We start from the raw sequence: 19,733 nt of genomic DNA on the forward strand, positions 1-19,733 counted from the left end.
GACCTTATCCCAGCCATTCCGCCCACAGCCCCGCCGACCAGAACATCAGCGACAGGGTGATCGCCAGAAGGCCCAGCCCCTGGCGGTCGCGCAGCGCGAAGACGATGGGGTCGTAATCCATCTGCCCCCGCGCACCCAGCGCCACCATGCGAAACAGCCACAACGCGATCGGCAGCAGCGCCAGCCACATGATCCAGCGGGTCTGGTAAAGCTGGGCGGCCTGGTCGCTGACCGTGTAGAGCGCGAAGATGACCAGTGCGCCCACCACGCCGACGCCGGCCATGTTCATCAGGTCCGTGTAGTCGGCGCGCGCGTAGCCGCGACCGGGCAGCTTCGCGTCATCGGTGGCCTTGGCCAGCTCGGTCAGGCGCTTCACGCAGCCCAGCGTCACGAAGACCGGAAAGACGAAGACCAGCATTGTGGTCGTGGCCTCGACCCCGCTGGCCGTCGCACCGGCGACGACGCGCAGGGTGTAAAGCGTGGCCAGGCAGAAAACGTCGATCCAGCGCATCCGCTTCAGGCGGAGCGAATAGGCGAGGCTGAGCAGGATATAGACGCCCACCGTCGCCAGGAATCCGGAGCCGAGCATCGCACCCAGGCCCAGCGCCACGCCGAGACAGGCGACGAACAGCGCCATGCCCACCTGGATCGGCACCGCGCCGCTGGCGAAGGGGCGGTTGCGCTTGGTGGCGTGCAGGCGGTCGGCTTCGAGGTCCAGCAGGTCGTTGATGATATAGATCGACGACGCCGCTGCCGAAAACGCGACGATGCCCAGCAGGACAAGTCCGAAAGCCTGCCAATTGAAGGCGTGCGCCGCGATGACCGGCAGGAACAGAAGCACGTTCTTGACGTATTGATGGGTCCGCAGCGCGCGCCGGGCCTGCGACCAGGACCAGCCGCCGGGCAATTCGGTCACTGGGTGCCCCTCGGCCCGTAGCGCCTTGGCGTGGGTCGGCAGATCGCCGACGATAACGACGCCATGGGCCTTGTCCCAGACCGGGCGGTCCACCGGTTCGTTGCCCGCGTAGTCGAAGGCGGCACGGCCATAGCGCTCGGCCAGCGCGTCGGCCTTGACGGCGCTTTTCAGGTTCACGCCGCCATGGCTGCCCATGGAATTGTCCACCACCCCGTGGGCGTCGGCCAGCTTCCGAACAAGTGCCGCGTCCGATGCCGACGCGAGCACGACCTGCCGCCCTTCGTCCCGCGCCGCGTCGGCCAGGGCCAGGATATCCGCGTTCACCGGCATCAGCGCCACGTTGGGCTGCCCGATGCGCGCCAGTTCGCCCTTCAGTCGCGGGCGATCGCCCAGATGACGCAGCGCGCCTAATGTCGCGATCGGATCGCGACCGAGCCCGGCCCAGAACGATTCGAACAGCATGTCGGTCTTCAGGAACGTGCCGTCCACGTCCAGCACCAGCGGACGCGGGTCAGCCATTGGACGCCACCCGGCTGGCCTGCATGAAGACGCACCCGTCGCTGACCAGCATCGGCGGGGTCAGGCACAGGCCCTTGGCGGTGTGGAACGCCGCCAGGACCTTGGGCACGTAGCCGCGCGTCTCGGCGTAGGGCGGCACGCCCGCGTGGCGGGTGACTGCGCCCTCGCCCGCGTTGTAGCCCGCCAGGACAAGGAGCGGGTCGCCGTCGAATTCCTTCATCAGCCAATCCAGGTAGGCCACGCCGCCCTTGATGTTCTGGCCCGGCACCGAGCTGTCGGTCACCCCGAAGCGCTTCGCGGTGTCGGGCATCAGCTGCATCAGGCCCTGGGCTCCGGCCGAGCTGACGGCATTGACCTTGCCGGCCGATTCCACCGCCATCACCGCCAGCGCCAGCGCCGGTGACACGCGGGTGCCGATCGTGGCCTTCAGGATCTCGAGCCCGTGGCGGTCGGCGAGCTTGCGCAGCCGGTCGAGCCGGTATTGCGGAGCCTTCACGCCCGCGGGCGGACGCGACAGCACCGCAAGCGCCTGCGTCAGACCGTCATTGCCCGCGCCGCCCGCGGGCACCTGGTCCCAAAACCAGGCGTAAGCCTTGCTTTTCGCCGCGGGGGCGGGGTCCGCGGGACTGATCGGCTCGACCGGCTTTGCAGCGACGGGGGGCGGCCATTGCTCGGACGGGTCGATCTGAACCGTGATGCGCTTGCGCGTGCCCGCCTTGGGCGGCTTCATCCGCTTGAAGGTGAAATCCGGGAATGGCGGGGGATCGGCCGCATGGGCCGGACCAAATGCCAGAAGAACGGCCAGAGCCGTCGAAATGCCGATATGCCTCATGGGCGTGCCTGCCTTGCCTGCGACGTCTTTTTATTGGCCTCAGTTTTGAAGAACGCAGCCCGGCCTGGCCAGCGCCGCTGCCACCGCGTGCGCGTTTTCGCGGCCAGCGTCACCAAATTGCCCCAAATTCACGGGAAAACCCGTGCAAGCCCGTGGAGTCGCACGGATCGATAAAATGCGAAGACAATTTACCATTCTTTGAATCGTCCGACGTCTGCCCGATTTGCGCCACACAGCTTGTGCAAAACCTAATCATCGAAACGGAGCGCGATGTTCTGGATCGAAACTGCCACTGACCAGAACATCCTAGAAAGGAACTAACACATGAAACTCTTTAAGCTCGCCAAGACCTTCCGCAACGACGAAGACGGCGCCGTCACCGTCGACTGGGTCGTGCTGACCGCCGCCATCGTCGGCCTGGGCATCGCCGTTCTGGCTTCGGTCACATCGGGCACCAAGACGGTCACCGAACCCGTATCGGGCCACGTGGCGGGGACCTCGGTCACCAAAGCCTTCTGATCGCCACGCACCACTCGAACGAAATGGGCCGCTTCTTCTGAGGCGGCCCTTTTTTTGCCGTTCAGGCCAGCCAATCCGATACGGCCCATCGCATGCAGATTTCGGGGAAATCCCAAAATGCCTTGGTTTCTGACGTAAAGGGTCGCGTTCTCGCCCCAGTTGGATGGCAGTTCTTGGGGCAGACGGGCGCAAGTCGCGTCAATCAGTCCAACAACAGGACCAACCTGCCACCTCGAAAGGATACCAGTATGAAACTCTTCAAACTCGCCAAGACCTTCCGCAACGACGAAGACGGCGCCGTCACCGTCGACGGGGTCGTGCTGACCGCCGCCATCGTCGGCCTAGGCATCGCCGTTCTGGCTTCTGTCACATCGGGCACCAAGACGGTTACCGAAAACGTATCGGGCCACTTGGCGGGGACCTCGGTCACCAAAGCCTTCTGATCGCCACGCACCACTCGAACGAAATGGGCCGCTTCATCTGAGGCGGCCCCTTTTTGCTATTCGGGTCAGCCAATCCGATGCGGCCCATCCCATGCAGATACCGACAAATTCTAGAAAATGCCTTTGTTTCTGTCTCAAAGGGTCGCGTTCTCGCCCCAGTTGGCTGGCATTTCCCAGTATAGACGAACGTAAGTCACGTCATTCAATCAAAAAATCGGACCAACCTGCCACCTCGAAAGGATACCAGTATGAAACTCCTCAAACTCGCAAAGACCTTCCGCAACGATGAAGACGGCGCCGTCACCGTCGACTGGGTCGTGCTGACCGCCGCCATCGTCGGCCTGGGCATCGCCGTTCTGTCGTCGGTGACCGAGGGCACCAAGACGGTTACCCAAGCCGTTTCGAGCCACTTGGCCGGAACGGACGTCACCACGACTTTCCCGTAAGGTTCGGGCTCGCGACATTGGCGCAATATCGGCCGCGTCCCCCCGGGGCGCGGCCATTTTCATCTCAGAACATGAAAAGACGAGGCACCCCATGACCTATCGCATGCTCACTACTTTCATCGGCACCGAGGACGGGGGCGCTGCGTTCGACTGGAAGGTCCTGACCGGCCTGGCCGTCGGGCTTGGTATCGCCGTCGGCACATTCACCTATGACGGCAGCAAGGGCGCTGTCGTGAATGTTGAATCCACGCTGGAAGACGAAAGCCTTCCGGACCGGATCTTTCCCGGCCGGACGACGAATTGACGAAACAATCGGGGCCTGGATCGCAAATGATCCCGTATCGCTGCAACAAAGGCATTATCCTGCCGTATTCCGACGCGATACGTTTCCCGATGACGCATGGAGCCTGCGCCCGACGCACGGATCCATGGCAAGATGGAAGGGGAAATCATGAGACTCGTATTTGGATTGGTACTTTTGCTGGGTCTTGGCCTGGCCGGCTTCGCCGTCTTCATGGCGAAAGACTACATGGCGGCGCACCAGGCCGCGCTGGACGCGGAACGCGCCAGCCGGGGCGGCGACTTCGTCACCAAGCCAGTGTTTGTGACCAGCCGCGATATCGCCTATGGCGAAAGGCTGACCGCCGAAGACGTTCGCCAGGTGCTGTTCCCGGAAGAAGCGATATCGGTCGGCGCATTCCTGGAGGAAGAAGCGCTGTTCCCGCAGGGCCCGAACGTGCAGCGCTCGGTTCTGCGCTCGATGGTCGCGGGTGAGGCGATCCTGGCCAACAAGGTGACCGAACCGGGCATGGAGGCGGGTGTCGCGTCGCGGCTGTCGCCGGGCAAGCGCGCCTTCGCCATCCGCGTCGACGTCTCGTCTGGCGTGTCGGGCTTCCTGCGCCCCGGCGACCGCGTCGACGTCTATTGGACGGGCACTGTCAACAGCAAGGGCGTCGATCGCCAGGAAGTGACCAAGCTGATACAGGCGGGCGTCAAGCTTGTCGCCATCGACCAGTCTGCCGACGAAGACCGCTCGGAAGCGACCGTCGCCCGCACCGTCACCGTCGAGGCGACGCCGCGCGACGTGGCCGCCCTGGCCCAGGCGCAAAGCACCGGGTCGCTGTCGCTGTCGCTGGTCGGCAACGAGGACGACACCGTGGCGGGCGCCGTCGAGATCGACCAGCGCGAATTGCTGGGCATCGTCGAGGAACAGCGCGCCGAGGTGAAGCAGGAACAGGTCTGCACGATCCGCACCCGCCGGGGTGCCGATGTGATCGAAATCCCGATCCCCTGCACCAACTGATCCCGGCGCGACGCTTGTCGCGACCGCATGAGAATAAGGCGCTACACCTCGCGGTGTTGCGCCTTTCCAACATCAAGGTGCAGGCGCAACACGCTGATTCTTGATTAAATATCAGTTTGCGCGCAAGGTAACGCGAAAGACGGGCACGAGACCTGTCCAATCGTGATTTGAGAGGCAGGTCACAATGAGCATGAAGAACTTCCTGAAAGCGGCTGTCGCGGGCTTGGCGCTCTGTGCATCGCCGCTTGTGCTGTCATCCCCGTCCCATGCACAGGCGCTTCGCGTCATGCAAGGCACCACCAGCTCCGAATTGCGGGTTCCCATGAACCGCGCGGTCGTGGTCGAAAGCGACCAGCCCTTCGCCGAGCTTAGCATCGCGAATCCCGCGATCGCCGATATCTCGACCCTTTCGGATCGCACGATCTACGTGCTGGGCAAGGCGCCGGGGCGCACCACGCTGACCCTGCTGAACGCCGAAGGCCGCCTGATCACCAATGTCGAGGTGCAGGTCATCCCCGACGTGGGCGAGTTCAAGGAGCGTCTGCGCCAGATCCTGCCCAACGAGCAGATCGAGGTGCGCACCGCCAATGACGGGATCGTCCTGTCGGGCACGGTGTCGTCGATCACCGCGCTCGACCGCGCCCTGGACCTTGCCAACCGCTATGCACCCGAGCGGGTTTCGAACCTGATGATGGTCGGCGGAACGCAACAGGTCATGCTGAAGGTCCGTTTCGCGGAAATGAGCCGATCCGTCTCGAAGCAGCTGTCGTCGTCCGTGGCGCTGGGCGGTGACATCTCGGGCGGCGACGTCGGGATCCTCGGCGCAAACGGTACCCTGAACCAAGGCAATAACGCGTCGAGTATCCTGAGCGGCCAGGGTTTTGTCGGCGACAACAACTCGGAAGGGTCCCTGGCCATCGGCTTCGGCTCGGGAAGTCTGAAATTCGCGATCCTGCTGGAAGCACTGGAAAGCAAGGGCGTCGTGCGCACCCTGGCCGAGCCGAACCTGGTGGCCCTGTCGGGTCAGAAGGCGTCGTTCCTGGCGGGTGGCGAATATCCCATCCCCGTGGCCAGCGGCGACGACGCGATCCGGATCGAATACAAGCCCTTCGGTGTCGAGCTGGACTTCATCCCCCGTGTCCTGGGCCATGACGTCATCAATATCGAGCTGACCGCCGCAGTGTCGGGCCTGGACCCCACCATCGGCATCCAGCAGGCGGGCTTCAACATCAACGGCTTCTCGCGCCGCGAAAGCCAGACGACCATCGAGCTGCGCGACGGCGAAAGCTTCGCCATCGCCGGGCTTCTGGAAGACGACTTCCGCGACCTGAAGGGCCAGGTGCCGTGGCTGGGCGACATCCCGGTGCTGGGCGCGCTGTTCCGGTCGTCGGAATACGAACGCGAGCAGTCCGAACTGGTCATCATCATCACCGCTCACCTGGTCACCCCCGTCCGTGGCGAGGCATTGGCCCTGCCCACCGACCGCGTGGTGATCCCGACCGAGCGCGAGCTGTTCCTGTTCGGCGAAGTCGTCGGCGGCAAGCGGCGGGTCATGGGCCCGCAGAACGGCCCGGCGGCGGAAGTGGCGAAACAGGACTTCTCGGGGTCCTACGGATACGTGATGGAGTAAGGCAGATGAACACCTCGAAAGCCCTGCTCCTGGCGACCGCCGCCACCTTCACCCTGACCGCCTGCGAAAATGTCAGCCGCAGCATCGCGGACTGGAACGCGCCCGCTGGCGCCGAGCTCGACGAAGGGCGCTTCGGCGCTGCCGTGGTCAACAACATGGCCGTGCAATCGGGCGATATCAGCCAGATCGAAGGCCTGAACAACCGCTTCGCGGGCGAAATCGACTCGGTCGTGAACTTCGACTTCAACAGCGCGACCCTGTCGCCGCAGGCCCGTGCGACCGTCGCGCGCCAGGCGACCTGGATCCGCCAGTTCCCCGAAGTGACGTTCCGCGTGTACGGGCACACCGACCTGGTCGGCTCGGACGCCTATAACAGGGCCCTGGGCCAGCGTCGGGCGGAAGCCGTCGTGCGCGAGCTGGTGCGCAACGGCGCGAATCGGAACCGTCTGGCCGCGCTGGTCAGCTTCGGCGAGACCCAGCCGCTGATCGTCACGCAAGGCCGCGAACGCGCCAACCGCCGCACCGTGACCGAGGTTTCGGGCTTCGCCGGTGGCCGCCCGACCCTGATGAACGGCAAGTACGCCGAAGTGATCTTCCGCGAATACGTGGAAAGCGCGACCGCGCTGCCGACGAGCGACGAAGGCGGCCTGTCCGCCATCGACAGCGGCGGAAACTGATCGAATTGTTCGGCACCCGCTGTTCTCGGGTGCCGAATAATGACGAAGTTTCGGCCTCAATGTCGCCAAACTTGCCCAGCATACCTGACGATAGGAGGCGCCCCACAGAATGGGCGTCACCGGGCTAAGCGAATGGCAATTTCTTTCTGATACCCATCGCCCGCGCCCGGCCATCGAAGGACGTGAGGCAATGACGAACGCAACGGCTCGTGCGGCAGAACCCGCACCCATCAAGGCATGCACCGTATGCCGGGATGTTCAGAATTTCGACCTGTTGATCGAGGACATGGAGACCGAACTGGGCGAAGCCTGGGGCGATCTGTCCTACCACGACGCGGCCGTGTTCCTGACCCAGACCGAAGCGAACACGCTCGACTTCATCGCCATCGCGATGGACGAAGAGGATGAGAAGCACGTCGGCGTCATCGTCGATCTGATCAAGACGGCCAGGGACCACGACGTCGATGTCATCGTCATCGCCGAAGAGGTCAGCCCCATGGTGCTGCACCAGCTTCTGAAGCAGGGCGCCAAGGAATTCGTCCCCTACCCGTTGCCCGAAGGTGCGCTGCATGAAGCCATCGAACGGCTGAAAGCGCCCGCGCCCCAGCCCGCCGCCGCAGCGCCCGAAGCCAAGGTCACGAAGCTGAAACCCACCGGCGACCGCGAAGGCGTGGTGATGCCGGTTCATTCGCTGGCGGGCGGCGCCGGTGGCACGACGTTCGCCGTCAACCTGGCGTGGGAGCTTGCGACCATTTCCAAGGACGATGCGCCGCGCGTCTGCGTGCTGGACTTCGATCTGCAGATGGGGGCCGTCGCCACCTATCTCGACCTGCCCCAGCGCGAGGCCGTGTTCGAGCTTCTGACCAACACCGACACCATGGACAGCGAAAGCTTCATGCAGGCGCTTCAGCCCTACGAGGACAAGCTGCACGTGCTGACCGCGCCCGCCGAAATGCTGCCGCTGGACCTGCTGACGCCCGAGGATATCGAACGCATCATCGACACGGCCGCGGCGAATTTCGACTACGTGATCGTCGACATGCCGTCGACCGTGGTGATGTGGACCGAAACCGTCCTGACCAAGGCGCATGTGTATTTCACGTTGATGGAGCTCGACATGCGGTCGGCCCAGAACGCGCTGCGCATGATCCGGGCGCTGAAATCCGAAGATCTGCCGGTGGAAAAGCTGCGCTACATCATGAACCGCGCGCCCAAGTTCACCGACATGGCCGGCAAGAGCCGCCTGAAGCGCCTGGCCGAAAGCCTGGACATCTCGATCGAGGTGCAGCTGCCCGATGGCGGCAAGGCCGTGACCGAGGCCAACGACCAGGGCACGCCGCTGGCCGAGGCCGCGAAGAAGAACCCGCTCCGCAAGGAAATCCAGAAGCTCGCCGAGTCGGCGCACGCTCTGAACCAGGCCGCGGCCAGCGGATCGTAAGGGAAAAGCAGGATGTTCTCACGCTACAAGAAAACCCCCGCCACCAAGGTCGGAACCGACGCCCCCGCGCCGCTGGCGCAGGTGTCGAAGAAGACCGCCGCGCTCGAGCCGCTGGACGAAAAGGTCGCGCCGCCGAAGAGCAAGATGCCTGCCAACGTGCGTCCCAACAAGACGACCGCCGCGCGGGTCGAGCCCATGGACAAGGAAAAGCGCCGGAAGGAACGGCTGGGCGATATCAAGGTCGCCCTGCACAAGGAACTTCTGGACAACCTGAACCTGTCGGCCCTGGAAGCGGCCACGGACCAGGACCTGAAATCGGAGATCCAGGAAATCGTCAGCGAAGCGCTGGGCGAGATGGGCGTCGTGCTGAACCGCGACGAGCGCACGACCCTGAACCAGGACCTGTTCGACGAAGTGAAGGGGCTCGGGCCCCTCGAGACGCTTCTGAAGGACGAAACCGTCAACGATATCCTGGTGAACGGGCCGCAGCAGATCTTCGTCGAGCGCGACGGCAAGCTGATGCTGACCGACGTGACCTTCAAGGACGAGCGCCACCTGCTGCGGATCATCGACAAGATCGTGTCGGCCGTGGGTCGTCGCGTGGACGAATCGAACCCTTACGTCGACGCCCGCCTGGGCGACGGATCGCGTTTCAACGCCATGGTCCCGCCCATCGCGGTGGACGGCAGCCTGGTGTCCATCCGTAAGTTCAAGAAGGAAAAGCTGGCGATCGACGACCTGGTCCGCTTCGGCGCCTTCACCGAAGAAATGGCGCTGTATCTTGAGGCCGCGGTCAGCACCCGGTTGAACGTGATCGTGTCGGGCGGAACGGGCTCGGGCAAGACGACGACGCTGAACGCGCTGTCTTCCTTCATCGATAACGACGAGCGCATCCTGACCATCGAGGACACGGCAGAACTTCAGCTGCAGCAGACCCATGTGGGCCGGATGGAAAGCCGCCCCGCCAACGTCGAAGGCAAGGGCGCCGTCAGCCAGCGCGACTGTTTGAAGAACGCGCTTCGGATGCGTCCCGACCGCATCATCGTGGGTGAAACCCGCGGCGAGGAAGTCATCGACATGCTGCAGGCCATGAACACCGGCCACGACGGGTCGATGACGACGATCCACGCCAACAGCGCGCGGGACGGCGTCAGCCGACTTGAGAACATGATCGCCATGGCCGGGATCGAGATGCCGCTGAAGGCGGTCCGCAGCCAGATCTCCAGCGCCGTGAACCTGATCGTGCAGGCCAGCCGCCTGCAGGACGGCTCGCGCCGGATGACCTCGATCACCGAGATCACCGGCATGGAAGGCGACGTCATCTCGATGCAGGAGGTGTTCCGCTTCAAGCGCGTGGGCCTGACGCCGGACAACAAGATCATCGGCCACTTCACCGCGACCGGCGTGCGCTCGCATTTCTCCGAACGCTTCAAGATGTGGGGCTACAACCTGCCCCACGAAATCTTCGAACCCTATCAAGGATAATTCCCATGATCAGTGCAGAACCGATCATCTATGGCCTGATCTTCGTCGCCGTGCTGGTGATGGTCGAAGGCATCTACCTGACCGTTTTCGGCAAATCCATCAGCCTGAACAGCAAGGTCAACCGCCGCCTGGAAATGCTCGAAAAGGGCAAGGGCCGCGAACAGGTCCTGGACCAGCTCCGCAAGGAGATGAGCCAGCACATGAAAAGCCAGAAGATCCCGCTGTATTCGCTGCTGGCCCAGAAGGCGCAGAAAGCAAACATCGCCTTCACGCCGAGCCAGCTGATCATGGTGATGGGGGTGCTGAGCGTGGTGGCCTATGTGGGCCTGACGCAGGCGACCGAGGCATCGACCCCGATCCGCATCGCGGTCAGCGTGGCCATGGGCGTGGGCGGCGTGTTCGTCTGGGTCAGCAACAAGGCCAAGAAGCGTATGGCCATGATCGAGGAACAGCTGCCCGACGCGGTGGAACTGATGGTCCGCTCGCTTCGCGTGGGACACCCGTTCAGCTCGGCGCTGGCCGCGGTGGCCAAGGAAACGCCCGACCCGCTGGGCTCGGAAATGGGCGTGATCGCGGACGAATCGTCCTACGGGCGCGACGTGGGCGAGTCGCTGAAAGCCATGGCCGAACGGCTGGACATGCAGGACATGCGCTTCCTGGCCGTGGCCGTGACCATCCAGCAGCAATCGGGCGGTAACCTGGCAGAGGTTCTGTACGGCCTGGCCAAGGTCATCCGCTCGCGCTTCAAGCTGTTTCGCCGCGTGAAGGCCATCACCGCCGAGGCGAAGTGGTCCGGCATGTTCCTGTCGGTCTTCCCACTGGGCGCGCTGGTGATGATCAACGTGCTGCAGCCCAATTACTACGACGACGTGAAAGAGACATCGTATTTCATCCCCGCCTGTCTTGTCGTCGCCGGCTTCCTGGTCGCCAACATCTTCGTGATGCGCGCCCTCGTGAACATCAAAGTCTGAGGAACCCGTCATGGAAATGATCATGGATTTTCTGGTCGAACGGCTGGGCCCTGCGGGTCCGCTGATCGCGGTGGGCGGGTTCGGACTGCTTCTGGTGCTGGTCGCCCTGCCGGTGATGATGCAGAAGAAGGCCGATCCCATGGACAAGTTCCGGGATGCGGCCAAGGCCAAGAAAGGCGCGACCAAGGACGGCGCCAAGCTGCGGATCGGCGGCAAGCACGACAAGCTGGAGAAATACTCGAGCTTCCTTGAGCCGCAGGATGCCGACGACTACTCGGCGATCCAGATGAAGCTGATCCAGGCAGGCTATCGTGACAAGAACTCAGTCCGGACCTTCCACTTCGCGCAGTTCGCGCTGGGGATCATCCTGCTGATCCTGGGCGTCATCTACACTGTCGCCAACAACGCCACCGGCGCAGACCTGACCATCAAGCAGATGATCCTGTGGACCATCATTCCCGGTGCCGTCGGATACATGGCGCCCAAATACTGGATCACAAAGCGCATCCAGCAGCGCCAGGAAGAGATCGTGAACGGCTTTCCCGACAGCCTGGACATGATGCTGGTCTGCGTCGAGGCCGGTCAGTCCATGGACCACTCGATCGCGCGCGTGGCCCAGGAAATCCGCGCGGGCTACCCGGCGCTGGCCGACGAATACGCAATGGTCAGCCACGAGATCAAAGCGGGCAAGGACAAGAACACGGTGCTGAAAGACATGGGCGAACGGGCCGGCGTGCCGGACGTGTCGAACTTCGTCACCGTGCTGATCCAGTCGGCCGAGTTCGGCACGAGCGTCGCGGAAGCCCTGCGGGTCTATGCGTCGGAAATGCGCGACAAGCGGGTCATGCGGGCCGAAGAAAAGGCCAACACCCTGCCCACGAAGATGACGCTGGCCACGATGATGCTCACGGTTCCGCCACTGCTGATCATCTTGCTTGGACCTTCGATCTACAACATCGTAGAAACCCTGGGAAAGATGTCGATCTAAGGGCTACACGTGACGCGCATCGCGCTTCTGATCCTGACACTCGGTCTGGCCGCCTGTTCGCAAACGGGCGGTCAATCCGCGTCCGACGGCGTGTTCGCCCCCAGTGCCGTGGACCGGCGCGCCGACAGCGTGGACGGGCTGCTCGTCGGCCACCGCCTGATGGAGGCGGGCGAGTACGAGCTTGCGCTGAAAGCCTATCTGCGCAGCGCCAGCGAGCGGGGCACCGATGTCGACGTGCTGAGCGCGCTGGGCTCGGTGAACCTGAAACTGGGTCGGCTTGGCCAATCTGAGCGGTTGCTGCGCCAGGCCGTCGAGAAGGATCCCACCCACGTCCCGGCGCTGAACAACCTGGGCGTCGTGCTCATGGAAACGGGCGAAGCGGCCGAAGCCAGCCGCATTTTCCAGGCCGCCTTCGCTGCCGATAGTGGCAAAAGCGACGACATCCGCGCAAATCTGACCTTAGCGCTCGCAAAAATCGAAAACGCGCCCTATTCTGACGATAATAACGCGAATTTTGCGTTGGTGCGTCGTGGCGGCGGGTCCTACCTGATCCTTGCGACCTCCTGACAGCAAGATCGAATAAATCGAGCAGGTAGAAGGACGCAGGCAACATGCGCCATTCCATTCTTGTGACGCTCTGCCTTGGCAGCGCGCTTTTCGTTTCCGCATGTGGCGGGCGGTCGGACGAGGCCGAAGTCGAGCGGGCGCTGAAGGAAGTCAACGTCATCGACGAAAGCAATCTGAGCGACATCATGCTGACGGTGGCCGATCCCAACGAAGCGGTCGCCTATTTCCGCAAGTCTGTCGCCGCGGATCCCAGCCGCATCGACTTGCAGCGCGGTCTGGCCACGTCGCTGATCCGCGCCAAGAAGCCCGCGCAGGCGGCACCGGTCTGGGCCAAGATCGCCGAGATGCCCGAGGCAACCCACGACGACCGCATGGGCCTGGCCGACGCGCTGCTCCGCGCGGGCGACTGGGATGGCGCCGAAGAGCAGCTGAACAAGATCCCGCCCAACGTGGAGACCTATCGCCGCTTCCGGCTCGAGGCGATGATCGCCGACGGCAACAAGCAATGGCAGAAGGCCGACAGTTTCTACCAGACCGCCGCCGGGCTGACGACGAAGCCCGCGGGCGTGCTGAACAACTGGGGCTATTCAAAATTGACGCGCGGCGATTACGCGGGCGCCGAGAAGCTGTTCGCCGACGCGCTGACCCATGACAGCGGGCTGTTCACCGCGAAGAACAACCTGACGCTGGCGCGCGGCGCCCAGCGCAAATACGAGCTGCCGGTCGTCCCCATGACCCAGATCGAGCGCGCGCAATTGCTGCACACGCTGGGCCTGGCGGCCGTGAAACAGGGTGACGTGACCACCGGGCGCGGTCTGCTGACCGAAGCGGTCGACACCCATCCGCAGCATTTCGACGTGGCCGCCCGCGCCCTGGCCGCGCTTGAGTCCAACGTCGCAAACTGACGGTGGACCAGTTCGAGCAGATCACGGCGGCGCTGACGCTGCCGGACCTGGCCGCACGGGCATTCATTCCGTTCGTCCTGCCCGTCTGTGTCTGGGTCGCGTGGTCCGACATGGCGCGCATGAAGATCCCCAACAAGGCCGTCATGGCGCTGGCGCTGATCTACCTGATCGTGGGGCCCTTCGTTCTGCCGCTGCCGGTCTGGGCGTGGCAATGGGTTCACCTTGTCGTGGTGCTGGTAATCGGGTTCGTCCTGAACATGGGTGGGGCGCTGGGCGCGGGTGACGCCAAATTCGCCGCGGCCGCAGCCCCCTTCGTCTTCCTGCAGGACGCGGCGATGCTGATGTATCTCTTCGCTGCGATCCTTCTGGCCGCGTTCGCCACCCATCGCATCGCGCGCGCCACGCCCGCGATCCGGGGCCGCGCGCCCGGCTGGGAAAGCTGGACATCGCGGAAGTTTCCCATGGGTCTGGCGCTGGCTCCTGCGCTGCTGTTCTACCTGCTGTTGGCCGCCGTCTGAACGGCGGGCGCGCCCTTCTTCAACAAGATGAACAGCTCGGTCCGCGCCACTTCGGTCAGCGGATACCCTGCCTCGTCGATCGAGGTCATGATCGCCGCACGCGTCTTCGAGTTGATCGCGCAAAGCGGCACCAGCACGTGGCTGGCATCCTCGATCCCCGGCGCACCGCCGTAGCGCCAGGGCGCCCCGCCCCGCAAGGACGACAGGTGGTCGGAATACATCCACAGCGCGCTGAGCAGGTCGGCCACCAGCACATGCGCATCGTCGCCCAGCCCGATGTCTTCGAGCTGCCGCGCGGCCGTGTCGAACCACGCGATCAGGCCGTTGTGCAGCGAACATTCCTCGAGCACTTCGCCGTTGACCATGGTGACGGGCGGGCGCTCGGCCAGGTCGGCGAAGCGCCGGAAATCGGTCACCGCGTCTTCGCCCGCGATCTGCATGTTCACCTGGAAGACGCGGCGCGTGTCGGTGAAGAAATCGTCGTGCTGGTCCGAGCGCGGGAAGACGGTGGTGAAGGCGGTCGTGTCCTCACTGTAGTGGCGCATCGGGCTGTAGGCCAGGTTGAAGAACGACGGCGCCGACGCCGCCAGCATCCCCACCGACACCATCGCCAGGATGGTGCGCCTGTCCCAGCGCGCATCGGGGTCCGGGCGCAGGCTGCCGATGGACATGAGGATCGCGAGACCCGCGATCAGCATCCATTGCGGATCGTTGCCGAAATTCTGGTATGTGATGAAGATGAAGCCCGGCAGGAACGCCATCAACCCTAGCCCCAGCACGTGCAGGCCCGCGCGGCGCAACATGACGATGGCGATCAGCGCCAGAAGGTGGCCGCCCAGAAACAGCGGGCCGGTCAGCACCTGGTCGAGCTTCTGGCCGGGATGGGCGCGGATTTCGGATCGTGACGTGGCCAGGATGTCACCGACATAGGCGGCCCAATAGTCGAAGCCCATGACCGCCGTGAAGAGCGCGAGCGCCACCAGCGTCACCGCGATGCCGCCCAGCAGCGCGCGGTATTCGCGCCGCGCGGCCAGCATGACGATCAGCCCCGGGGCCAGCGCCACGACATAGGTGACCTTGATCAGCACCAGCGCCGCCATGGGCAGGCCCAGCGCCAGCGCGTCCAAAGTCGCGGATTGGCGCAGCGGCGGCAACAACCCCACCGGCAGCATCACGAAGGCCAGCGCCCAGGCCCAGCGGTTGTAATGCATCGACATCGAGATATTGGGGATCGCTTCGCCATGGACCAGCGCCAGCGCGAAGACCATGACCAGCAGCACGTATCCCATGGCCAGCACGCCCGAAAAGCGGCTGCAGGCCACCCAGACCGTCAGCGGCGCGATGACCAGCGCCACCAGCAGCTGGCCCAGATGCACCGCGATGCCGACGCCGTAGCCCTGCTCGACGAACAGCGCGATGGGCCAGACCGCCAGAACGCCGATGGGCGTCATAAAATCCACGTGCGGGATCTGCCCGTCGGCCACGCGAAGGATGATCTCGACCAGGTGCAGCATGTCGCCTTCGTAGCGGTCCGCAAAAAGCCCGCCCTTCATCAGCGCCAACCCCGAGAACAGGGCGATCAGGCCCGCGCACCACAGCGCCATGCGAATGGGGTTTGCTCCGTTCATTCCTGCGTTCCTTCATTTTTTGGCCATATTGGCCCGGCATATTCGTCGTCGATCAGCAGATACCGCGCGGGATTGTCCGAAATATGGAAACGCTGCGGCAAACGACAGAAAAGGCAGCTTGCAGATGAACATGACCCCCACCCTTGGCGTCACCGCGCCCCCTGTCCCCAAAACGCTCGAGGACATGCTGCTGTCGCCGGTGATGATGCGGGATATCCTGCTGAAGACGATCTTCCGCACCAACGCCTCCGAGACGTCCGATATCGCCAAGCGCATCGCGCTGCCCGTCGCGGTCACGCAGGAACTGATCGACATCGCGCGCCGCCAGAAACTGATCGAGGCGATGGGCAGCATGCATGCGGGAAGCTCGGGCGAAATGGCCTATCAGCTCAGCGACGCAGGCAAGGCGCGCGCGCTCGAAGCCCTGGGTCAGTCCGAATATTACGGCGCAATGCCGGTCCCGCTGGACATATACCGCGAGCAGGTCAAGCGTCAGTCGATCCGCAACATCGCCATCACCCGCCAGCAATTGCTGGGCGCCATGGGTCACCTGGTGCTGCCCGACAACCTGATCGACAACCTGGGCCCCGCGGTGGGATCGGGCCGCTCGATCCTGATGTACGGGCCGCCCGGCAACGGTAAGTCGTCGATCTCGAACGGGATCCGCGACGCGCTGGGCGACAAGATCTACGTGCCGCGCGCCATCGAATACGCGGGCCAGGTCATCACCGTTTACGACCCGATCGTTCACTCGGCCGCCGAGGACCAGGAAGACGACCCCACCGCGCTGCGCCGCAAGACCCGCTTCGACACGCGCTATGTCATGTGCGACCGGCCCACGGTCATCACCGGCGGCGAGCTGCGCCTGGACATGCTGGACCTCGTCTATAACGAGACCGCGCGCACCTACCAGGCGCCCTTGCAGCTGAAATCCACCGGCGGCGTGTTCATCGTCGACGACCTTGGCCGACAGGAAGACCCGCCCCAGGCGCTGATCAACCGCTGGATCGTGCCGCTGGAAGAAAGCAAGGACATCCTGGCCCTGCAATCGGGCGAGAAGTTCGAGGTGCCGTTCGACACGCTGGTGATTTTCTCGACCAACTTCCACCCGAACAAGATCTTCGACAAGGCGGCGCTGCGCCGGATCTTCTACAAGATCAAGATCGACGGGCCGAACCAGAAGGATTTCCTGAAGATCTTCAGCCTGGTGGCCAAGAAGAAGAAGATGCCGTTGGACGAGGCGACGCTGATCCACCTGTTGAAAAACCGCTATCCCGAGATCGACAACGTCTATGCCAACTACCAGCCGATCTTCCTGATCGACCAGATGATCTCGATCTGCGAATTCGAAGGGATCCCCAACCAGATGAGCCCCGAGCTGATCGACCGGGCCTGGGCCAACATGTTCGTGGAAGAGGCCGACATCCAGCACTGACGCGCCCTTCGAAATGCCGCGCGCCGCCCCTAGATGAGGGGGATGGACAGGCTGCCCGACAGGTTTTCAGACTGGTTTGCGCGACGGGGGTGGCAGGTCCACCCCCACCAGCGGGACATGCTCGCGCGCGCCGATGCGCCCGCGCTGCTGCTGATCGCGCCCACCGGCGGCGGCAAGACGCTGGCGGGGTTCCTGCCCACGCTGGTCGATCTGGCCGACACCGATCACGACGGGCTGCACACGCTTTATATCTCGCCTCTGAAGGCGCTGGCCGCCGATATCAAGCGCAACCTGACGACGCCCGTGACCGAGATGGGGTTGCCGATCCGGATCGAGGATCGGACCGGCGACACCAGCGCCACGCGCAAGAAGCGCCAGCGCGCCGACCCGCCGCATATCCTGCTGACGACGCCCGAAAGCCTGGCGCTGCTGGTCAGCTACGAAGACGCGCCGCGCATGTTCGCGGGCCTGAAGCGCGTGGTGGTGGACGAGATCCACGCGCTGAGCGAATCGAAGCGCGGCGACCAGCTGATGCTGGCGCTCAGCCGGTTGCAGGCGCTGTGCCCCGACATGCGCCGCGTCGGGCTGTCGGCGACGGTCGAGGATCCGGCCGCCGTTGCCAGCTTCCTCGCGCGGCATCCCGACCCGTGCGAGATCCTTTACGCCGATCCCGGTCCCGACCCCGACATCGCCATGCTGGACACCGACGCCGCCCCGCCCTGGTCGGGGGGTGGCGGGCGCTACGCGATCCCGGCGGTGCTAGAGCAGGTGAAGGCCCACAAGACGACGCTGATCTTCCACAACACCCGCGCCCAGGCCGAGATCTTCTTCCACGAGCTGTGGCTGCAGAACGACGACGCGCTGCCCATCGGCATCCACCACGGCAGCCTGTCGCGCGAACAGCGCACCCGCGTCGAGCAGGCCATGGTCCAGGGCGATCTGCGCGCGATCGTCTGCACCGGGTCGCTGGACCTCGGGATCGACTGGGGCGACGTGGACCTGGTGATCCAGATCGGCGCGCCGAAGAACGTCAAACGGCTGGTGCAGCGGATCGGGCGGGCCAATCACCGCTACAACGCGCCCTCGAAGGCGCTGCTGGTGCCCGCCAACCGCTTCGAGGTGGTGGAATGCGTGGCCGCGCTGCAGGCCGTCAAGGAACGTGACCTCGACGGCGACCCGCGCGGCCCCGGACCGCGCGACGTGCTGTGCCAGCACATCCTGATCCGCGCCGCCGCCGGGCCGTTCGAGGCGACCGCGCTTTACAACGAGGTCAAGACGGCGGGCGCCTATGCCTCGCTCACCCGCGCGCAATTCGACGCCTGCCTGGACTTCGTGGCCACCGGCGGCTACGCGCTGCGCGCCTATGACCAGTGGAAACGGCTGAAGCAGGACCCGGACGGGACCTGGCACCTGCGCGACCCGCGCGCGGCCCAGCGCATCCGCCAGAATATCGGCACGATCATGGACACGGACCTGCTGAAGGTGCGGATGAAAAACCGCCGCGGCGGCACGCCCCTGGGCGAGATCGAGGAAGGCTTCGCCTCGACGCTCACCCCCGGCGACACGTTCCTGATCGGCGGGCAGATCGTGCGCTACGAGGGGTTGCGCGAAATGGTCGTCGAGGTCACGCGCCGCGCCGACAAGCAGCCCAAGATCGCCACCTTCATGGGCACGAAATTCGCCACCTCGACGCAGCTTTCCGAGCGGATCCTGCGGATGTTCGCCCAGGACGACTGGCCCGAACTGCCAGACCCCACGCGGCAATGGCTGCACCTGCAACGCGACCGCTCGCAGCTTCCGCAGCACGACCGCATCCTGATCGAGTCGTTCCCCCATGACGGGCGCGAACATACCTGCGTCTACGGCTTCGCGGGGCGCAACGCCATGCAGACGCTGGGGCTGCTACTGACCGCCCGGATGGAGCAGCAGGGCCTGCATCCCATGGGGTTCGTCAGCACCGACTACGCGACGCTGATCTGGGGGCTCGACACGCTGGTCCACCCCGAGCCGCTGTTCGACCGCGACGGATTGCGCGAAACCTTCGAGACGTGGCTGGCCGGAAACGCGGTAATGAAACGGACGTTCAAGCAGTCGGCCGTGATCTCGGGGCTGATCGAACGGACCACGCGGGGCCAACGCAAGTCCGGCAAGCAGGCGACGTTCAGCGCCGACATCCTGTACGACGTGCTGCACAAGTACGAACCCGACCACCTGCTGATGGACATCACCCGCGAAGAGGCCTTGAAGGGGCTCGTGGATTTCGGCCGGATCGAGGACATGCTGATGCGCACAGCGGGACGGGTCGATCACGTGGTGCTGGACCGCGTGACTCCGCTGGCCGCGCCGCTGTTCCTGGAAGCGGGGCGCGTGCCGGTGGACGGTGCCGCGACCGAGCGGCTGCTCGCCGAGGAAGCCCAGCGGCTGATGGACACGGCGGGGCTGGACATGAAGCCCGCGGACGAAAAACGTCACTGGCGCGTGCCCTACTGACTTGCCGTCGGTGCGGTGAAATC

General features: G+C 64.4%; 19 protein-coding genes. 16 read left to right on the forward strand and 3 right to left on the reverse strand.

Annotated features, from left to right (window positions below):
- Window positions 1-4: 4 nt before the first annotated feature.
- Window positions 5-1,435, reverse strand: a complete 1,431-nt coding sequence (locus ILP92_RS00585; protein WP_198914428.1) for a UbiA family prenyltransferase — start codon at window positions 1,433-1,435, stop codon at window positions 5-7.
- Window positions 1,428-2,267, reverse strand: a complete 840-nt coding sequence (locus ILP92_RS00590) for a lytic transglycosylase domain-containing protein (RefSeq protein ID WP_198914429.1) — start codon at window positions 2,265-2,267, stop codon at window positions 1,428-1,430. The genes ILP92_RS00585 and ILP92_RS00590 overlap by 8 nt, the downstream gene beginning before the upstream one ends.
- A 324-nt stretch (window positions 2,268-2,591) precedes the next feature.
- Here ILP92_RS00590 and ILP92_RS00595 point away from each other — a divergent pair, with 324 nt between their 5' ends.
- From ILP92_RS00595 to ILP92_RS00660, 14 genes are all read left to right on the forward strand, one after another.
- Window positions 2,592-2,786, forward strand: coding sequence for a hypothetical protein (locus ILP92_RS00595; RefSeq protein WP_198914430.1), 195 nt, complete (start codon window positions 2,592-2,594; stop codon window positions 2,784-2,786).
- A gap of 248 nt (window positions 2,787-3,034) precedes the next feature.
- On the forward strand, window positions 3,035-3,229 hold the full coding sequence (locus ILP92_RS00600; RefSeq protein WP_198914431.1) for a hypothetical protein: 195 nt from the start codon (window positions 3,035-3,037) through the stop codon (window positions 3,227-3,229).
- A gap of 248 nt (window positions 3,230-3,477) precedes the next feature.
- Window positions 3,478-3,675, forward strand: a complete 198-nt coding sequence (locus tag ILP92_RS00605) for a Flp family type IVb pilin (RefSeq protein WP_198914432.1) — start codon at window positions 3,478-3,480, stop codon at window positions 3,673-3,675.
- Window positions 3,676-3,766: 91 nt separating this feature from the next.
- Window positions 3,767-3,979 (forward strand): hypothetical protein, encoded by a 213-nt coding sequence (locus tag ILP92_RS00610; protein ID WP_198914433.1) that lies wholly within the window; start codon window positions 3,767-3,769, stop codon window positions 3,977-3,979.
- Between the two features lie 147 nt (window positions 3,980-4,126).
- Complete coding sequence (gene cpaB / locus ILP92_RS00615; RefSeq protein WP_198914434.1) at window positions 4,127-4,978, forward strand: Flp pilus assembly protein CpaB; 852 nt, start codon at window positions 4,127-4,129, stop codon at window positions 4,976-4,978.
- Window positions 4,979-5,162: 184 nt separating this feature from the next.
- Window positions 5,163-6,608 carry a type II and III secretion system protein family protein gene (locus ILP92_RS00620; RefSeq protein WP_198914435.1) on the forward strand — a complete coding sequence of 482 codons (1,446 nt, stop codon included), beginning with the start codon at window positions 5,163-5,165 and terminating at the stop codon, window positions 6,606-6,608.
- A 5-nt stretch (window positions 6,609-6,613) separates the two neighbouring features.
- On the forward strand, window positions 6,614-7,285 hold the full coding sequence (locus ILP92_RS00625) for an OmpA family protein (protein WP_198914436.1): 672 nt from the start codon (window positions 6,614-6,616) through the stop codon (window positions 7,283-7,285).
- Window positions 7,286-7,475: 190 nt separating this feature from the next.
- Window positions 7,476-8,723, forward strand: coding sequence for a CpaE/TadZ family protein (locus ILP92_RS00630; protein ID WP_198914437.1), 1,248 nt, complete (start codon window positions 7,476-7,478; stop codon window positions 8,721-8,723).
- Between the two features lie 12 nt (window positions 8,724-8,735).
- Entirely contained in the window at window positions 8,736-10,208 is a 1,473-nt protein-coding gene (locus ILP92_RS00635) for a TadA family conjugal transfer-associated ATPase (protein WP_198914438.1), read from the forward strand.
- Between the two features lie 5 nt (window positions 10,209-10,213).
- Window positions 10,214-11,179, forward strand: a complete 966-nt coding sequence (locus ILP92_RS00640; RefSeq protein ID WP_198914439.1) for a type II secretion system F family protein — start codon at window positions 10,214-10,216, stop codon at window positions 11,177-11,179.
- 10 nt (window positions 11,180-11,189) lie between these two features.
- Window positions 11,190-12,167: a type II secretion system F family protein gene (locus ILP92_RS00645; protein ID WP_198914440.1), complete on the forward strand. Its 978-nt coding sequence runs from the start codon at window positions 11,190-11,192 to the stop codon at window positions 12,165-12,167.
- A gap of 9 nt (window positions 12,168-12,176) precedes the next feature.
- Window positions 12,177-12,734 carry a tetratricopeptide repeat protein gene (locus ILP92_RS00650; protein ID WP_198914441.1) on the forward strand — a complete coding sequence of 186 codons (558 nt, stop codon included), beginning with the start codon at window positions 12,177-12,179 and terminating at the stop codon, window positions 12,732-12,734.
- 44 nt (window positions 12,735-12,778) lie between these two features.
- Window positions 12,779-13,639, forward strand: a complete 861-nt coding sequence (locus ILP92_RS00655) for a tetratricopeptide repeat protein (RefSeq protein WP_198914442.1) — start codon at window positions 12,779-12,781, stop codon at window positions 13,637-13,639.
- Window positions 13,640-13,659: 20 nt separating this feature from the next.
- Complete coding sequence (locus ILP92_RS00660) at window positions 13,660-14,157, forward strand: prepilin peptidase (protein ID WP_438361540.1); 498 nt, start codon at window positions 13,660-13,662, stop codon at window positions 14,155-14,157.
- Here ILP92_RS00660 and ILP92_RS00665 read toward each other — a convergent pair.
- Window positions 14,133-15,785 carry a hypothetical protein gene (locus ILP92_RS00665; protein WP_198914443.1) on the reverse strand — a complete coding sequence of 551 codons (1,653 nt, stop codon included), beginning with the start codon at window positions 15,783-15,785 and terminating at the stop codon, window positions 14,133-14,135. The two genes, ILP92_RS00660 and ILP92_RS00665, sit on opposite strands and share 25 nt — an antisense overlap.
- A 124-nt stretch (window positions 15,786-15,909) precedes the next feature.
- On the opposite strand from ILP92_RS00665, the gene ILP92_RS00670 reads away from it, so the two are divergent.
- Entirely contained in the window at window positions 15,910-17,220 is a 1,311-nt protein-coding gene (locus ILP92_RS00670) for a DUF8689 domain-containing protein (RefSeq protein WP_198914444.1), read from the forward strand.
- Window positions 17,221-17,262: 42 nt separating this feature from the next.
- Window positions 17,263-19,710, forward strand: coding sequence for a ligase-associated DNA damage response DEXH box helicase (locus ILP92_RS00675; RefSeq protein WP_198914445.1), 2,448 nt, complete (start codon window positions 17,263-17,265; stop codon window positions 19,708-19,710).
- Window positions 19,711-19,733 lie beyond the last annotated feature (23 nt).

Origin of the sequence: Palleronia pontilimi, assembly GCF_016412875.1 — a bacterium.
Lineage (GTDB): Bacteria > Pseudomonadota > Alphaproteobacteria > Rhodobacterales > Rhodobacteraceae > Palleronia > Palleronia pontilimi.

Excerpts from the sequence above, each read along its gene's own strand:
- ILP92_RS00635 (WP_198914438.1), top strand. The coding sequence starts at position 8,736 with ATGTTCTCACGCTACAAGAAAACCCCCGCCACCAAGGTCGGAACCGAC.
- ILP92_RS00645 (WP_198914440.1), top strand. The coding sequence starts at position 11,190 with ATGGAAATGATCATGGATTTTCTGGTCGAACGGCTGGGCCCTGCGGGT.
- cpaB (WP_198914434.1), top strand. The coding sequence starts at position 4,127 with ATGAGACTCGTATTTGGATTGGTACTTTTGCTGGGTCTTGGCCTGGCC.
- ILP92_RS00640 (WP_198914439.1), top strand. The coding sequence starts at position 10,214 with ATGATCAGTGCAGAACCGATCATCTATGGCCTGATCTTCGTCGCCGTG.
- ILP92_RS00610 (WP_198914433.1), top strand. The coding sequence starts at position 3,767 with ATGACCTATCGCATGCTCACTACTTTCATCGGCACCGAGGACGGGGGC.
- ILP92_RS00670 (WP_198914444.1), top strand. The coding sequence starts at position 15,910 with ATGAACATGACCCCCACCCTTGGCGTCACCGCGCCCCCTGTCCCCAAA.
- ILP92_RS00605 (WP_198914432.1), top strand. The coding sequence starts at position 3,478 with ATGAAACTCCTCAAACTCGCAAAGACCTTCCGCAACGATGAAGACGGC.
- ILP92_RS00655 (WP_198914442.1), top strand. The coding sequence starts at position 12,779 with ATGCGCCATTCCATTCTTGTGACGCTCTGCCTTGGCAGCGCGCTTTTC.
- ILP92_RS00595 (WP_198914430.1), top strand. The coding sequence starts at position 2,592 with ATGAAACTCTTTAAGCTCGCCAAGACCTTCCGCAACGACGAAGACGGC.
- ILP92_RS00590 (WP_198914429.1), bottom strand. The coding sequence starts at position 2,267 with ATGAGGCATATCGGCATTTCGACGGCTCTGGCCGTTCTTCTGGCATTT.
- ILP92_RS00600 (WP_198914431.1), top strand. The coding sequence starts at position 3,035 with ATGAAACTCTTCAAACTCGCCAAGACCTTCCGCAACGACGAAGACGGC.
- ILP92_RS00630 (WP_198914437.1), top strand. The coding sequence starts at position 7,476 with ATGACGAACGCAACGGCTCGTGCGGCAGAACCCGCACCCATCAAGGCA.
- ILP92_RS00620 (WP_198914435.1), top strand. The coding sequence starts at position 5,163 with ATGAGCATGAAGAACTTCCTGAAAGCGGCTGTCGCGGGCTTGGCGCTC.
- ILP92_RS00665 (WP_198914443.1), bottom strand. The coding sequence starts at position 15,785 with ATGAACGGAGCAAACCCCATTCGCATGGCGCTGTGGTGCGCGGGCCTG.
- ILP92_RS00675 (WP_198914445.1), top strand. The coding sequence starts at position 17,263 with ATGGACAGGCTGCCCGACAGGTTTTCAGACTGGTTTGCGCGACGGGGG.
- ILP92_RS00585 (WP_198914428.1), bottom strand. The coding sequence starts at position 1,435 with ATGGCTGACCCGCGTCCGCTGGTGCTGGACGTGGACGGCACGTTCCTG.
- ILP92_RS00625 (WP_198914436.1), top strand. The coding sequence starts at position 6,614 with ATGAACACCTCGAAAGCCCTGCTCCTGGCGACCGCCGCCACCTTCACC.